13 protein-coding genes are annotated in these 15,347 nt (G+C 43.2%); 9 read left to right on the top strand and 4 right to left on the bottom strand.

Features of this window, described 5'->3' with window-relative positions; all coding sequences use genetic code 11:
* The first annotated feature begins 37 nt into the window (after positions 1 to 37).
* Positions 38 to 1,417, top strand: coding sequence for a Trk system potassium transporter TrkA (gene trkA / locus ACGHAV_RS04415; protein ID WP_334014145.1), 1,380 nt, complete (start codon positions 38 to 40; stop codon positions 1,415 to 1,417).
* Positions 1,418 to 1,528: 111 nt separating this feature from the next.
* Here the strand turns inward: trkA and ACGHAV_RS04410 are convergent, their stop codons facing one another.
* Entirely contained in the window at positions 1,529 to 2,980 is a 1,452-nt protein-coding gene (locus ACGHAV_RS04410; protein ID WP_334014144.1) for a TrkH family potassium uptake protein, read from the bottom strand.
* 188 nt (positions 2,981 to 3,168) lie between these two features.
* Complete coding sequence (gene elbB, locus ACGHAV_RS04405; RefSeq protein ID WP_390376936.1) at positions 3,169 to 3,822, bottom strand: isoprenoid biosynthesis glyoxalase ElbB; 654 nt, start codon at positions 3,820 to 3,822, stop codon at positions 3,169 to 3,171.
* 419 nt (positions 3,823 to 4,241) lie between these two features.
* Here elbB and polA point away from each other — a divergent pair, with 419 nt between their 5' ends.
* A complete protein-coding gene (gene polA / locus ACGHAV_RS04400) occupies positions 4,242 to 7,040 on the top strand; it encodes a DNA polymerase I (protein WP_390376933.1) in 2,799 nt (932 codons plus the stop codon).
* Positions 7,041 to 7,468: 428 nt separating this feature from the next.
* Here polA and yihA read toward each other — a convergent pair whose 3' ends face one another.
* Complete coding sequence (gene yihA / locus ACGHAV_RS04395) at positions 7,469 to 8,101, bottom strand: ribosome biogenesis GTP-binding protein YihA/YsxC (protein WP_390376930.1); 633 nt, start codon at positions 8,099 to 8,101, stop codon at positions 7,469 to 7,471.
* 174 nt (positions 8,102 to 8,275) lie between these two features.
* Between yihA and ACGHAV_RS04390 the strand changes: the two genes are divergently transcribed.
* The 4 genes from ACGHAV_RS04390 to ACGHAV_RS04375 all read left to right on the top strand — a co-directional run bounded on the left by ACGHAV_RS04390 (position 8,276) and on the right by ACGHAV_RS04375 (position 11,015).
* Complete coding sequence (locus ACGHAV_RS04390) at positions 8,276 to 8,899, top strand: c-type cytochrome (protein WP_334014140.1); 624 nt, start codon at positions 8,276 to 8,278, stop codon at positions 8,897 to 8,899.
* A gap of 372 nt (positions 8,900 to 9,271) precedes the next feature.
* Complete coding sequence (locus tag ACGHAV_RS04385; RefSeq protein ID WP_390376926.1) at positions 9,272 to 9,922, top strand: class I SAM-dependent methyltransferase; 651 nt, start codon at positions 9,272 to 9,274, stop codon at positions 9,920 to 9,922.
* A 112-nt stretch (positions 9,923 to 10,034) separates the two neighbouring features.
* On the top strand, positions 10,035 to 10,541 hold the full coding sequence (gene yihI / locus ACGHAV_RS04380; RefSeq protein WP_390376923.1) for a Der GTPase-activating protein YihI: 507 nt from the start codon (positions 10,035 to 10,037) through the stop codon (positions 10,539 to 10,541).
* Positions 10,542 to 10,562: 21 nt separating this feature from the next.
* The gene (locus tag ACGHAV_RS04375) at positions 10,563 to 11,015 is read left to right on the top strand and encodes a DUF2489 domain-containing protein (RefSeq protein ID WP_390376920.1); all 453 of its coding nucleotides are present in this window, start codon (positions 10,563 to 10,565) and stop codon (positions 11,013 to 11,015) included.
* A gap of 81 nt (positions 11,016 to 11,096) precedes the next feature.
* On the opposite strand, the gene ACGHAV_RS04370 is transcribed toward ACGHAV_RS04375, so the two are convergent.
* Positions 11,097 to 11,681, bottom strand: a complete 585-nt coding sequence (locus ACGHAV_RS04370; RefSeq protein ID WP_390376917.1) for a DNA-3-methyladenine glycosylase I — start codon at positions 11,679 to 11,681, stop codon at positions 11,097 to 11,099.
* 146 nt (positions 11,682 to 11,827) lie between these two features.
* Between ACGHAV_RS04370 and glyQ the strand changes: the two genes are divergently transcribed.
* The 3 genes from glyQ to ACGHAV_RS04355 all read left to right on the top strand — a co-directional run bounded on the left by glyQ (position 11,828) and on the right by ACGHAV_RS04355 (position 15,343).
* Entirely contained in the window at positions 11,828 to 12,733 is a 906-nt protein-coding gene (gene glyQ / locus ACGHAV_RS04365; protein ID WP_334014135.1) for a glycine--tRNA ligase subunit alpha, read from the top strand.
* Between the two features lie 2 nt (positions 12,734 to 12,735).
* A complete protein-coding gene (gene glyS, locus ACGHAV_RS04360; RefSeq protein WP_390376914.1) occupies positions 12,736 to 14,814 on the top strand; it encodes a glycine--tRNA ligase subunit beta in 2,079 nt (692 codons plus the stop codon).
* An 85-nt stretch (positions 14,815 to 14,899) separates the two neighbouring features.
* Positions 14,900 to 15,343 carry a hypothetical protein gene (locus tag ACGHAV_RS04355; RefSeq protein ID WP_390376911.1) on the top strand — a complete coding sequence of 148 codons (444 nt, stop codon included), beginning with the start codon at positions 14,900 to 14,902 and terminating at the stop codon, positions 15,341 to 15,343.
* Positions 15,344 to 15,347: the final 4 nt, after the last annotated feature.

Raw genomic sequence — 15,347 nt, 5'->3', positions numbered from 1 at the left:
TGTCATCACATACAGTTAGCAAGGCAAAGTAATAACGATGAAAATCATCATTTTGGGTGCAGGCCAAGTAGGCGGAACACTTGCAGAAAATTTGGTAGGTGAAAATAACGAAATTACCGTTATTGACTCCGATCCCACGATTCTTCGTTCCCTGCAAGACCGACTTGATTTACAGGTAGTTACCGGCGTAGGTTCGCACCCTGATGTGTTACGCAAAGCAGGTGCGGAAGATGCCGACATGCTAATTGCCGTAACCAACAGTGATGAAAGTAATATGTTGGCGTGTCAGGTTGCATACAGCCTATTCAAAACGCCTACTAAAATTGCCCGCGTTCGTTCAGAACAGTACATCATTTACCAAGAGCAGCTTTACAAGCAGCAAGATATACCGGTAGACCACATTATTGCGCCAGAACAGCTTGTTACCAAAGCCATCAAGCGTTTAATTGACTATCCCGGCGCACTTCAGGTAGTGGAATTCGCCGATGGAAAAGCCAGTTTAGTAGCGGTAAAAGCCTACTACGGCGGCTTACTTGTAGGGCATGCTCTGTCTGCACTTAAAGATCATATGCCAAACGTGGAAACCCGTGTAGCTGCGATATATCGACGTGGCCGCCCTATTCGTCCACTTGGTACAACAGTGATTGAAGCCGACGACGAAGTATTCTTTATTGCGGCAACAAAGCACATTCGAGCAGTAATGAGCGAACTGCAAAAGCTAGAATCTAGCTATAAGCGCATTATGATTGCAGGCGGTGGCCTTATAGGTGCAGGTCTCGCCAAAAAGCTAGAACATAATCACAATGTAAAGCTGATTGAGTTTAGTCCTGAGCGCGCTAAGTACTTATCTGCACACTTAGATAAAACCATAGTGTTCAGTGGCGACGCGTCAGATCCAGAGCTTTTAAGTGAAGAAAATGTTGAACAGGTAGATGCCTTTATTGCCGTTACCAACGACGATGAAGCCAATATTATGTCTGCCATGCTGGCCAAGCGAATGGGCGCACAAAAAGCCATGGTACTGATACAACGCAGTGCCTATGTTGACCTTGTGCAAGGTGGCGAAATTGATATTGCATTCTCTCCACAGCAAGCCACAATCTCGGCATTGTTAACTCACGTAAGGCGCGGTGATATTGTGAATGTGTACTCACTACGCCGAGGCGCAGCAGAAGCCATTGAAGCTATTGCACACGGCGATGAAAACACGTCAAAGGTAGTGGGCAAGCAAATTGGTGATATAAAGCTACCTCCGGGCACCACCATAGGCGCCATAGTGCGAGACGACCAAGTTATCATTGCTCACAGCGACACCAAAGTTGAAGCCAACGACCACGTTATTTTGTTCCTTGTCGACAAGAAATACATCAATGACGTAGAGAAGCTTTTCCAGCCAAGTGCATTTTTCTTCGGCTAGCCTAACAACTCGCGTTAATAGAAAAGCCCGAAAAAACAAAATGAAAAAGCCGAGAAACTGTTTCTAGCTGCTCGGCTTTTTGCTAGTTGGATATCAGGTTGTCTAGGCGCTTTAGCTACGCCAGAATGTTGGTGAAAAGAGCACAAGAAGTGAAAACACTTCAAGACGACCAAATACCATCGCCACGACTAAAATCCATTTTCCTGCGTCTGTTACATCAGCATAGTTTGCTGCCACACTTCCTAAACCCGGCCCCAAGTTATTTAACATGGCGGTGGTTGCAGTAAATGCACTTAGGTTATCAAGCCCTGTCGCAATGAGTCCTATCATAATTATGACAAACACTACGGCGTATGCAGAAAAGAAGCCCCATACAGCCTCGACGACTTTGTCTGGCATAGCGCGGTCGCCAAACTTTACGCTGTATACCGCTTTAGGATGAATGAGACGGTCTACTTCACGTTTACCTTGAAGGAACAACAAGCACACCCTAACTACTTTAAGGCCTCCACCCGTTGAGCTTGCACAACCGCCAATAAAACTAGAAAAAATAAGCAGAATTGGCAGAAACGTTGGCCACACTGAAAAGTCTGTAGTAGCAAATCCTGCGGTAGTGCTGATAGATACAGCTTGAATCATTGCCTGATCTAACGCCTGCTCAGCAGAACTGTAGTAGCCCGACAGTGTAAGTACGAAGAAACAAATACCTATTAAGAATGCTTGAATTATAAAGAATGCTTTAAATTCGGGATCTTTAAAGTAACCACGCACTGAACGTGAGCTTACCGCCGCGTAATGTAGGGAAAAATTTAACGCCGCGATTAGCAAAAATACCGTACACACAATGTTTACCATAGGGCTATTAAAATAACCTAAGCTTGCGTCGTGGTTCGAGAAACCACCTATTGCAACAGTTGAAAATGAATGACAAATAGCGTCGAACACATTCATACCTGCTAACCAATAAGACGCAGCACAAGCGATAGTAATAGATAAATAAATATACCAAAGATGCTTTGCTGTATCGGCAATACGCGGCGTCATCTTGTTGTCTTTCACCGGACCCGGTGTTTCTGCGCGATAGAGCTGCATACCACCAACTCCAAGGATAGGTAAAATAGCAACGGCGAGAACGATGATACCCATACCGCCAAGCCACTGCAGCTGCTGGCGATAAAACTGCACAGAATGCGGAAGAAAATCGATACCTTCTATTACTGTCGCACCAGTTGTGGTTAAACCAGAAAACGACTCGAAGAACGCATCTGTTACTGTCATACTGGGCTGTTCCAACAGTATCAAAGGAATGGCACCTACACTTGCCAGTACAGACCAGAAAAGCGCCACGATTAAAAAGCCTTCTCTAGCGCGTAAGTCGTTTTTTTGCTGACGGTTTGGGTACCATAGCGCCATACCACCTAGTACACAGATTATGAATGCTAAAGTAAAAGGTAGACCACTACCGTCTTGATATATCAACGACACAATTGCAGGCGGGATCATGGTAACGCTGAATAGCGCAATAAGAAGCCCCAGTATTCGTATGATGGCACGGTAGTGCATAGTGTGTTATGCCTTTATTTTTATTAGTGGCGATAATATGAAAAGCGCGACGTTATTCACTGTGTTGTGTATAAGAAACGTCATGTTCTCAGTAACAAGGCTTTGATTATAGGACGTTAAACAATAAGGGGAAACCTTTGTTTCCCCTTATCAATTCCCAATACCTAAACGTCTAACGAAATGCAGTTTTACTTCATACTCAGCACGGTTTTTACCATTTTGCTTATGCTGTTATGTGCTTCTGTAATTGATTGCGCCAACATGTAGGCAGGTGTAGTAACCAACTTGGCTTCGTTGTCGATAACAACTTCATCAACATTACAGTTTACGTGTGTTGCACCTAACGCATTTAAGCCGCTCGCCGTAGCCTCGTCATTACCAATAGTAAGCTTAACGTTATTGCCATACACTTTTGCTGCAAGTGCAGGTGCTATACAAGCGTAAGCAGCGGGCTTTTTCGCCGAAGCAAACGCACGGCATACTTCAAGTACATCTTCATTAAAAGTACATGCATCACCGTCAACCGCAAACGTGCATAAGTTTTTAGCCGCACCAAAACCACCTGGCAAAATAAGGGTATCAAAGGCATTTACGTCACACTCAGAAACCGGCTTTATATCACCGCGAGCAATGCGCGCTGACTCAACCAATACATTGCGCGACTCATCTTCAGCGACATCACCAGTTAAATGGTTAACCACGTGAAGCTGCTCTACATCTGGAGCAAAACATTGGTAAGTAGCGCCCTCTAGTTCGATGGCCAATAAGGTTAATACTGCTTCGTGCAGCTCTGCACCGTCAAAAACACCACTACCGCTTAGAATAACTGCTACTTGCTTCATATTGTCTTCCAACCCTTAATCTGTCTACTTATTCAAATTTTGGCTATTAAACAGCCAACTGTTCAAAAAAAGTTCTTAGTAATACGTGTATACTTTGCAAATGGTTATGCTACATTATTCTGCGAACTTGGTTAAACCAAAAAACAAATTCACCAAGTTATCCACAAAACATGGAATGATTTGTAGCAGGTACGCTGTTTTCACACCTTAACCTCATTCCCTTATTTTACTTGAATCTAGCGATGATCTTTACAAAGCAAAAGATCATCAAGATCAGTGTGCACGACACTTTAGATCACAAAGTTATCCACAACACAGCACCCTTGATCACACTCTGTTAATGTTCTTCCACAATATGGCGATCTGAGCGTGGCTGTGGCATTCTTGCGCTCATAATCTATAACGGAAATCCGCCTTTTATGTCTGATTCGAAAAAGCCTCCATTTGTTTTAGTTGATGGATCATCTTATCTCTTTAGAGCGTTTCACGGCTTACCGCCGTTGACCAACTCAAAAGGACAAGATACAGGCGCCATTTATGGCGTTGTGAATATGCTGAAAAGCTTGATCAAGCAATATAACCCTACGCACATGGCGGTTATTTTTGATGCTAAGGGCAAAACATTTCGAGATGACATATATAAAGAGTACAAAGCAAATCGCCCGCCTATGCCGGACGAACTTCGTAGTCAAATTGAGCCGCTTCACGCCATTATTAAAGCGATGGGTTTGCCTGTGATTGTTGAGCCAGGCGTTGAGGCCGACGATGTTATAGGCACACTTGCCAAACACGCCACAGAAAAAGGCATCGACACCGTTATTAGTACTGGTGATAAGGATATGGCACAGCTGGTAAATCAGCATGTAACGTTGATTAACACCATGACTAATCAGGCTATGGATGTTGAAGGCGTAAATACAAAATTTGGTATTCCACCTGAATTAGTTATCGATTTCTTAGCGCTTAAAGGCGATAAAGTAGATAACATTCCTGGCGTACCCGGTGTAGGTGATAAAAGCGCACAGGCACTCCTTAATGGTATTGGTGGTATTGACGCTATTTACGAAAACCTCGATAAAATTGCCGAACTGTCGTTTAGAGGCAGTAAAACCATGGCCGCAAAGATGCAAGAATATGAAGAGCAGGCTCGCCTCTCTTATACACTTGCAACCATTAGTATCGACCTTGACTTGCCCTACGATGTTGAAACACTAACGCCTGAGCAAGCAGATAACGAGCAACTGCGCGATTTATTTGCAGAATATGAATTTAAACGTTGGCATGCGGAAGTAAGCGCACTTTTGACAGGCGAAGCGCCTACATCAAGCGATAGCGCAGGTAGCACCACTGCAAATGACGGTGAAGGCAATGACACTGCCTCCTCTAATTCCACCGTTGAGCTAGATCATTCACAATATGAAACCATACTTGAAGAAGCACGTTTTAAAGAGTGGGTAACGTTACTTGAAAAAGCAGAGCTTTTTGCATTTGATACAGAGACAACGAGCTTAAACTACATGGATGCCGAACTAGTAGGCGTTTCATTTTGTATTGAGCCAGGTAAAGCGGCATACGTGCCAGTAGCGCACGATTATCCAGATGCCCCAACGCAGCTTTCACGCGACGACGTACTTAGCGCCTTAAAGCCTATTTTAGAGTCGAATGACATCATCAAAGTAGGTCAGCATATTAAATATGATAAGAATGTACTGGCAAACTACGACATTACCTTAAACGGTATTGGGTTTGACACCATGTTGGAAAGTTATGTGCTCAATAGCACGGCTCAACGACATGATATGGATTCATTGGCCCTTGCCTACTTAGGTCATAAAACCATTCACTTTGAAGAAATTGCAGGTAAAGGCGCAAAACAGCTTACGTTTAATCAGATCCCTCTTGAGCAAGCGGGCCCTTATGCAGCTGAAGACGCTGATATTACACTGCGCTTACACCACACAATTTGGGAAAAGCTAAGCGGTATCGATGAATTAAAACAACTTCTTATTGATATTGAAGTACCACTTGCTTGTGTTCTGTCGCGTATGGAACAACAAGGCGTACTTATCGACAGTCAGAAGCTTCGCCAGCAAAGCCAAGACCTTGCAACACGTATAGCAGAACTTGAAAAAGACGTGCACGAAGAAGCAGGCGAACCCTTCAATTTGGGCTCTACAAAACAGCTTCAGCATATTTTGTTCGAGAAAATGTCGCTGCCGGTCATTAAAAAAACACCGAAAGGTGCACCGTCTACATCAGAAGACGTTTTACAAGAATTAGCATTGGAATACTCTCTTCCTCAAAAAATTATGGAATACCGTGGGTTAACCAAGCTGAAAAATACCTATACCGATAAGTTACCAAAAATGATAAACCACCGCACGGGTCGTGTTCACACGTCATATCATCAAGCGGTTACAGCAACAGGTAGACTATCTTCTACCGATCCTAATTTACAAAATATTCCTATTCGAAACGAAGAGGGTCGTCGTGTACGTCAGGCGTTTGTACCCCGTGACGGCAATAAAATTGTTGCTGCCGACTACTCACAAATTGAGCTTAGAATTATGGCGCATTTATCGGGTGATAAAGGGTTACTTGATGCGTTTGCACACGGTAAGGACATCCATAAAGCCACTGCCGCAGAGGTGTTTGGTGTCAACCTTGATGACGTAACTACCGAGCAACGTCGCAGCGCTAAGGCCATCAACTTTGGTTTGATATACGGCATGAGTGCATTTGGTCTATCAAAGCAACTCAACATTCCTCGTAATGAAGCACAGAAGTATATGGACCTCTATTTTGAACGCTATCCTGGCGTATTAGAATACATGGACTCAACACGTGAAGGTGCCAAAGAAAAGGGCTATGTAGAAACCGTATTTGGACGCCGTTTATACTTACCTGATATAAAAGCAAGTAATGGTGCGCGACGCAAAGGCGCTGAGCGCGCTGCGATAAATGCACCAATGCAAGGTACCGCGGCTGACATCATTAAAATGGCGATGATAAAGGTAGACGACTGGATTGCGAACAACACCTCTGGCGAGGTCACCATGATGATGCAAGTGCACGATGAGCTTGTATTTGAAATAAAAGAAGACAAGGTAGATGAATACGTAGCAACGATAACTACGTTAATGGAAACTGCAGCAACCCTTAATGTGCCTTTAGTTGTTGAGGCCGGTATTGGTGAGAACTGGGACGAAGCACATTAATTTAAAAGCGTGCCTTAATTACTTTGTTTAGGCATTTAAATTAAGTAATTAGATTACAGCTTTAAGTAAAACAGCACGCTAAAACCATTAAATTTGGTAATTAAATTACAAAACTCTCTTGCCTTTTACATGCTATGTTGTAAAATTACGCATGTAGGGTACAGAGGTGAGAAAGCTGTTTTCAAACCTTTGCTTTAACCCCGACAGATTTGTCGGGGTTTTTTTATGCCTGAAGAAAATTAAAAGGAGATGGAAGCGAGGCTTATAGAGTCATCTTTTTAGTTTTTTAAAATATTTCTCTTTTTTTGTGAACTTTCTTATTTACCTACACTCTATATTTACGGTTTTTATGTGTTTTCTCTCATTTCACGCCTCGCATTACGCGGGGCGTTCTTTTATCTGAAACACAAAAACTGCAGTGTAAAATATTATTGCTCGTCGTCAGCTTCAATCTCTTCATCTGGCTTATTTAAGCCAAACCATTCATTGAGGATATGTTCTAACTCTGGCAAACCGTGTTTATTCAGTGAAGAAAAGGTTTGTACCGTTACGTCGCCCATAAACGCTAATGCAGCCTCTCGTGCCATCAGTAACTGTGCTTTTCGTTTTCCACTTTTAAGCTTATCGGCTTTCGTTAATAACGCTAGAACTGGGATATTAGAGTCGACCGCCCAATGGATAAGGTCTTGATCTAGGTCTTTAAATGGATGACGAATATCCATAAGCACCACTAACCCTTTAAGCGATTTACGCTTTTGAAGGTACTCACCTAGTGAGGCTTGCCATTTTTTCTTCATGGCCACAGGCACTTTTGCAAAGCCATAACCAGGCAAATCAACTAAACGTAAATCTTCTTCTAACTCAAATACATTAATTAGTTGAGTGCGACCTGGTGTTTTACTGGTGCGTGCTAAATTCTTTTGACGCGTTAATGTGTTTAACGCGCTCGACTTCCCCGCATTAGAGCGGCCAGCAAATGCCACCTCTATTCCGGTATCATTCTTTAAGTGGCGAATATCAGGCGCACTAGTAAAGAATTTTGCTTTGGTGTAATACGACATCTAGACTATTTCCCATATGCGTCACAACCTAGGGTTTACAGTTTTTTAATGAATAAACCAGCTAAAAACCATAGTTTTATCATGGAATAGGTTTTTCTGACGCGTTAAATGTGTAAAATACGCATGATATCACGTATATCACGCGAGCCGTTGGATCCATTTAAGAGATTTATTATGAAAAAACTGTGTTTGTTGGTATTTATGTCTTTAGGTTTAAGCGCAACTGCAATGGCAGAAGGCGATGCCGAGGCAGGTAAAGCGAAATCAGCTGTATGTGCAGCTTGTCATGGTGCTGATGGAAACAGCATGATTGACATGAACCCTAAGATTGCTGGCCAGCATGAAAAGTACATTGTGAAGCAACTTATGGAATTTAAGCTTGCTTCACAAACCGGTGGTGAGGAAGGCCGTAACAACGCGGTAATGAACGGCATGGCTGCTCCACTTTCAGAACAAGACATGAAAGACCTAGCGGCTTACTTCTCAAGTCAAGAACAAAAGCCAGGCGAGACACCTGAACAGTACGTTGAAGCCGGTCGTGCACTTTATCAAGGTGGCGACGAAGAGCGTGGCGTAACAGCATGTATTGCATGTCACGGTCCTAAAGGTAACGGTATGGCGCTAGCGGGCTTCCCTGATATCAGCGGTCAACACGCTACTTACACTGCATCTCAACTTAAATCATTCCGTTCTGGTCAGCGCCACAACGATATGAATGGCATGATGCGCGACATTGCGATGAAATTAACCGACGAAGATATCGAAATTTTATCTAACTATATCGCGGGCTTACACTAAATCGTATTGTTTTCAAGCACTATTGTTAATTAATTGTTATCAATTAAGTTGTATTTTGAAAATATTCGTGTAATCTAACGGCTGAGTTTGTACGAGCCTTTGAAAAACTACAAGCTCGATAACAAGAATAATAATAAAAATACAAACATGGATGACGGGATAAAGAGCCAAGAGGGCCAAAAACAACAATAGCGCTCTGCTAACAATAAGAATAAGGGGAGCAAAGCTAGGGAAGCCAAATACACATAGATGTGTATAACGGGAGAGGTGTCATCTGACACTCATACAATGTAAGGTGATGGTGAAAACCATCACCTTTTTCTTTTTTCTATAACCCCATTTTTTAACTACCTTTTTACGCGTTATTACTTCATGCAATGCCCGCTTTGTTTACATACAACTTCAATTACGCGCTACGCTAAAGATAAAAAGCGTGACTATCGGCAATGTGGCAATTGCCAATTGGTGTTCGTAGCACCGTCATTCCTACCTTCTAAAGAGAAAGAAAAACAAGAGTACGATTTACACGAGAATAATTTCGAAGACGAGGGTTATCGTAAATTCTTAAGCAAAGTAATATCCCCTATCGCTGAACACATTACCCGTAATAATATTAATAGACCGCTTACAGGTTTAGATTTTGGCTGTGGCCCTGCAGCCGTTCTTGCAGATATGCTTGGCGAACAAGGTATACAAATGCACACCTTCGACCCTTTTTTCGCCAACACGCCAGAAGTGTTACAACGCACTTACGACATAGTAACGTGCACAGAAGCAATAGAGCATTTTCATACGCCACATAAAGAATGGCAGCAGTTCAACTTACTTGTGCAACAGGGCAGCATGATTGTGGTTATGACAAAACGTGTAATTGATAAATCGCGCTTTTTACAATGGCACTACAAGAACGACCCTACCCATGTAAGCTTTTTTAGCGAAGCCACATTTGAATTTTTAGCGCAGCGAGATGGATACGAGGTATCTTTCCCTACTGCCGACATTGCGCTTTTCAAAAAAATATAACCATCAAACAATCAAGCATCATTGTTTTTTTAAAGTGTGCCCAAACATCAGCATGCTTGTTCAATTCGCGCTATAATAGCGCTGTTTTTATTCTCTTTGTTAATTGGAAACTATGGCACGTTCAAAGAAATCTCGTAAAGTCGGTCTAATCGGTGTTCGTAAAGATCCGGACTTTAAACCAAGCGAAAACCGAAAGTCAGATTCACCTCGCCCTAAAAAGCATAAAGGTAAGCCTGCAGGTAGCCGTCACAATGTTGAGCAGAAAAAAGTTACTGGCAAAAAGAGTAATGAGAATAAAGATCCTCGTCACGGCAGTAAAAAGCCTATACAGCTAGTAAAAGCGACGGTAACACCAACGCCGGCTCAGAAGAAAAAGTATGCCACGCCAGCACAAGAGCTTGCAGCACTTGAAGCCGATCAGCGCCTTACTGACTTGCTAGATAAACTAGACGACGGCAAGTCTCTAACGCGTGAACAACAAGCCTATGTCGATGAGAAAATGGCTCGCCATCGTATTTTGTGTGACCTACTAGGCATTGTTGAAGAAGACGATGAAGAAGATGATATGGATCCTTTTGATGACTTAGACGCTATTAACATCGACGACTTTAAGCATTAACAATAAGCAGGACATCTTCATATGCTTTGGGCAGTACTAACGGGCGTAGCGCTTTTAATTATTCTTGGGCTAGGATTTTACGCGGGAAAAATGTTGTTCCTATTGAAACAACAAAAGGCGCGACAAGAAGCTACCCGACAATCTCGAGTAGAAAATATTACTGAAAGCTTGGTACTTATTGCGAAAGCTATGGAACAGCAGCAGTGTGATATATCTGAAGGCGTTATCCGCATTGTTAACTTGCTAAATGCTTTACCAATTGTCGAGCAGCCAGATTACAAGACAACGTACCCGCATATTTATGCGTTGTTCACTGAAGTAAGTGGCTTTGCTATTTTAGAAGAAAGACAAAAGCTGTCTAAAGCAGAACGACGCAAGCAGGATATTGCGCGTGAACAAATTGAATCAGAGTATGAGTCAAAAGTTCTGTCTGAATTACCTGCGCTGCAAACATATTGTGAAACGTTAGTTTAACCGCGTTTCTCATTTTTCTTTATCTGGCGACTTTGCTTTATGTGTGGTCGCCTTACTTACACAAAGGCACATTAACCCACGCTACTTTATTGCTAGGTCACAGGTTCGTTGATAGCAATGACAGCTTACCTCGTGGTCATTTACCATGCCAACCGCCTGCATGAATGCGTAGCAAATTGTTTCACCCACAAAGTTAAAACCCTGCTTTTTTAGCAGCTTAGACATTGCTTTCGACTCACCGGTGCTGGTAGGCGCATCTCTAAAGTTTTCCAACGTATTAATGATCGTTCTTCCCTCAGTGAATTGCCAAATAAAGTCACTGAACGAGTGCTTCTCTTCAATGGCGATATAGCCTTTTGCGTTTCGAATAATCGACTCTATTTTAAGACGATTTCTAACAATGCCCTTGTCTTGCATCAGACGCTCAACGTCCGAACTGGTCATTGACGCAATTTTTTCTGGGTCAAAATTAAAAAAAGCACTTTCATAATTTTTTTGCTTTTTAAGGATTGTTATCCACGAAAGTCCAGCCTGCTGCCCGTCAAGACACAGCTTTGCAAATAGCGCCTGACTATCGGTTTCAGGAACTCCCCATTCATTGTCATGGTATGCCTGATATAAAGGGTCAGAGCTTACCCAACCGCATCGTTTTAGTTGATCTGACATAATAAATTATTAAATCCTTGTAGTTTATTGGTATATAACGCCCCTAACAGGCGTTTTTTCACCCTTTACACCTACATACTATGCCTTACAAATTGTATACTATCCCACCTTTATTTTTAGTCAGATAACTAACAAGCAGCGGATGTATGCAGAAATACGATATTAAAACCTTTCAAGGGTTGATCCTTGCGCTTCAAGATTATTGGGCGCGCCAAGGCTGCGTTATTATTCAGCCTCTGGATATGGAAGTAGGTGCAGGTACTTTTCACCCAATGACGTTCCTACGTTCTTTAGGCCCAGAGCCAATGAGTAGCGCCTATGTTCAACCATGCCGCCGACCTACAGACGGTCGTTACGGTGAAAACCCAAATCGCTTACAACATTACTATCAGTTTCAAGTAATGCTGAAGCCTTCTCCTGACAACATTCAGGAATTGTATTTGGGCTCTTTGAAAGAGTTAGGCTTCGATCCGCTAGTTCACGATATTCGCTTCGTTGAAGACAACTGGGAATCACCAACCCTTGGTGCTTGGGGTCTTGGTTGGGAAGTTTGGCTAAACGGCATGGAAGTGACACAGTTTACTTACTTCCAACAGGTCGGTGGCATTGAGTGTAAGCCTGTTACTGGCGAAATCACCTATGGTTTAGAGCGCCTGGCGATGTACGTTCAAGGCGTAGACAGTATTTACGACTTAGTTTGGACAGACGGCCCAATGGGTAAAGTCACCTATCGTGATGTGTTCCATCAAAACGAAGTTGAGCAGTCTACTTACAACTTTGAACACGCTAATGTTGAAGCGTTATTTAGAACCTTTGACGAGTGCGAAGCAGAAAGCCAAAAGTTGATTGAGAACAACCTTCCACTGCCTGCGTACGAACAGGTTATGAAGGCCTCTCACGCTTTTAACTTACTTGATGCACGTCACGCAATATCGGTTACAGAGCGCCAGCGCTATATCCTTCGTGTAAGAACGCTTGCGAAGGCGTGTGCAGAAAGCTATTACCAGGCACGTGAAGCATTAGGCTTCCCACTATGTAACAAGGAGGCATAAGCGTGCGCACAGAAAATTGTTTAGTTGAATTAGGTACAGAAGAATTACCACCAAAAGCGCTTAAATCGCTCGGTGAAGCATTTGCTACTCAGTTCGAGGCAGCACTTACTCAAGCCGATTTACAGTTCGACTCAGTAAACTGGTTCGCAGCACCTCGTCGCCTTGCCGTTTACGTATCAGGTCTTGCTGAAGGACAAGCGGATAAAGTAGTAGAAAAACGCGGCCCAGCTGTGTCAGCAGCATTTGACGCAGACGGAAACCCTACCAAAGCAGCACAAGGCTGGGCACGAGGAAACGGCATTGACGTTGCCGATGCTGAGCGCATGGTAACGGATAAAGGCGAATGGTTACTGCATAAAGCAAATGTACCAGGCCAGCCTGTTGCGGCACTACTTGAAAGCCTTATAAACCAAGCTGTAAGCAAGCTTCCTATTCCAAAGCCTATGCGCTGGGGCAACTACAATACGCAGTTTATTCGTCCGGTACATACACTGTGTGTACTTTATGGCAGTGAAGTAGTGAATGTTTCAGTACTTGGGCTTGCAAGTGGCCGAACTGTGCAAGGACACCGTTTCCACGGTGAAGCACGTTTTGATTTAGACCACGCCGACAACTATGCAGCAGCACTAGAAAAGCAGTATGTTTTAGCCGACTTTGAAGCGCGTAAAGACAAAGTTCGCCAACAACTAGAAGATGCAGCCAAGGCGCTTTCGTTGACCCCTGATTACAACGAAGACCTGTTAGAAGAAATTGCTTCACTAGTAGAATGGCCTGTTGTTCTTCAAGCAGGTTTCGATGAGGCTTTCCTTCAGGTTCCTAAAGAAGCATTGATCTATACCATGAAGGATGACCAGAAATATGTACCATTGCTAGATAGCGATGGCAGCCTTTCTAACACCTTCTTATTTGTTACTAATATTGAAAGCCGTGATCCTTCACAGATAATCTCAGGTAACGAAAAAGTTATCCGCCCTCGCCTTGCTGATGCTGAATTCTTCTTTAACAGCGACAAGAAAGAAACCCTTGAAAGTCGCCTTGAAAGTTTAGAAACCGTTCTTTTCCAAAAGCAGCTGGGTACGCTTAAAGAGAAATCAGAACGTATTTCAGCACTCGCTGGTTTTATCGCTGCGCAAATAAACGCTAACGATACACAAGCTTCACGAGCAGGTCTGCTAGCCAAAACAGATTTGATGTCGAACATGGTAATGGAATTCCCAGATGTACAAGGCGTTATGGGTAAGTACTACGCATTAAATGACGGTGAAGATGAAGCGGTAGCCGTTGCGCTTTATGAGCAGTATATGCCTCGCTTTGCTGGCGATTCATTACCAAGTTCAGGCGTAAGTGCTGCAGTTGCCTTGGCCGACAAGCTAGATACTCTTGTAGGTATTTTCGGTATAGGTCAGCTGCCAAAAGGTGATAAAGATCCATTTGCACTGCGTCGTGCTGCAATTGGTGTTCTGCGTATTATTACAGAACTATCGTTACCACTTGATTTAGATGTACTGGTAGCAAAAGCAGTAGATGTCTACGGTGATAAACTTACCAACACCGATACACAGCTTCAGGTAGTAGACTTTGTGTTAGGTCGCTTTACCGCACTGCTTCAAGATCAAGACGTTGCAATAGATGTTATTCAGGCAGTGGCGGCTAGACGCCCTACTAAGCCTGCTGACTATCTTGCGCGTGTTAACGCCGTAGCGCAGTTTAAAACGCTAGACGAAGCAGAAGCACTAGCGGCAGCCAATAAACGTGTGGCGAACATTCTAGCAAAGCAGAATGTAGATTTAGCTGGTGATGTTACCATTGATGCATCGCTTCTTGCAGAAGATGCTGAAAAAGCGTTATTCAATGCACTTGAGTCTGTTCAAGGTGAAGTGAATGCAGCGCTACCATCGCAAGACTATGCGCGTATTCTTACTGCACTTGCTACTTTACGAAACGTTATTGATACGTTCTTTGACAACGTAATGGTAATGGCAGAAGACGATGCCGTTAAACGCAATAGACTTGCGTTATTGTTGCTTTTGAGGCAACTTTTCCTAACGACGGCAGACATTTCAATGCTTGCCAAGTCATAAGGCGATACTTTATTGATGGGCTATTAAGCTTACCGATAAGAAAGCCCAACGATTACGTTGGGCTTTTTTTTACACTGGAGTTGTTGTGAAAAAGTTAGTAAGTATTCTATCACTGTGTTTTGTTTTAAGTGCCTGTTCAAGTAGCGGTAGCTTTAACATTCCAGAACGTGCACCTGATATACCCCGTATTCAGTTTGAAAACATGTTTTTAAGAGGTGTTTTTAATTGGTGGGAAGCAGATCCAAGCTATCAGTTTCAAGCATCTAGCAGTGGCTGGATTGTAGATGTTGAGTTAATTGCGGATGGTCAACCTTACGACTTTCGCTTATCTGATGCGAAGTGGACCCCTTCACAAAGCTGCGGTGGTAAATATAAAGGTCAGCCGGTGATGCTTGGCTCAACAGTATATTTAGTCTGTGAGCAGGGTTCATCAAACTTACAGTTTACCCCCTCGTCTACCGGTACTTATCGATTTACAGCAAGCCCTGCAAGTGCAGGCGAAGTTGCCCTCACCGTTACAAAACTATAGTTTA

The sequence above is a fragment of the Alteromonas sp. MTD1 genome (genome assembly GCF_042848195.1).
In the GTDB taxonomy this organism is placed as follows: domain Bacteria; phylum Pseudomonadota; class Gammaproteobacteria; order Enterobacterales; family Alteromonadaceae; genus Alteromonas.
Note: the sequence above shows the minus strand (reverse complement) of the source record. Positions and strands in the feature narration are given on the sequence as shown.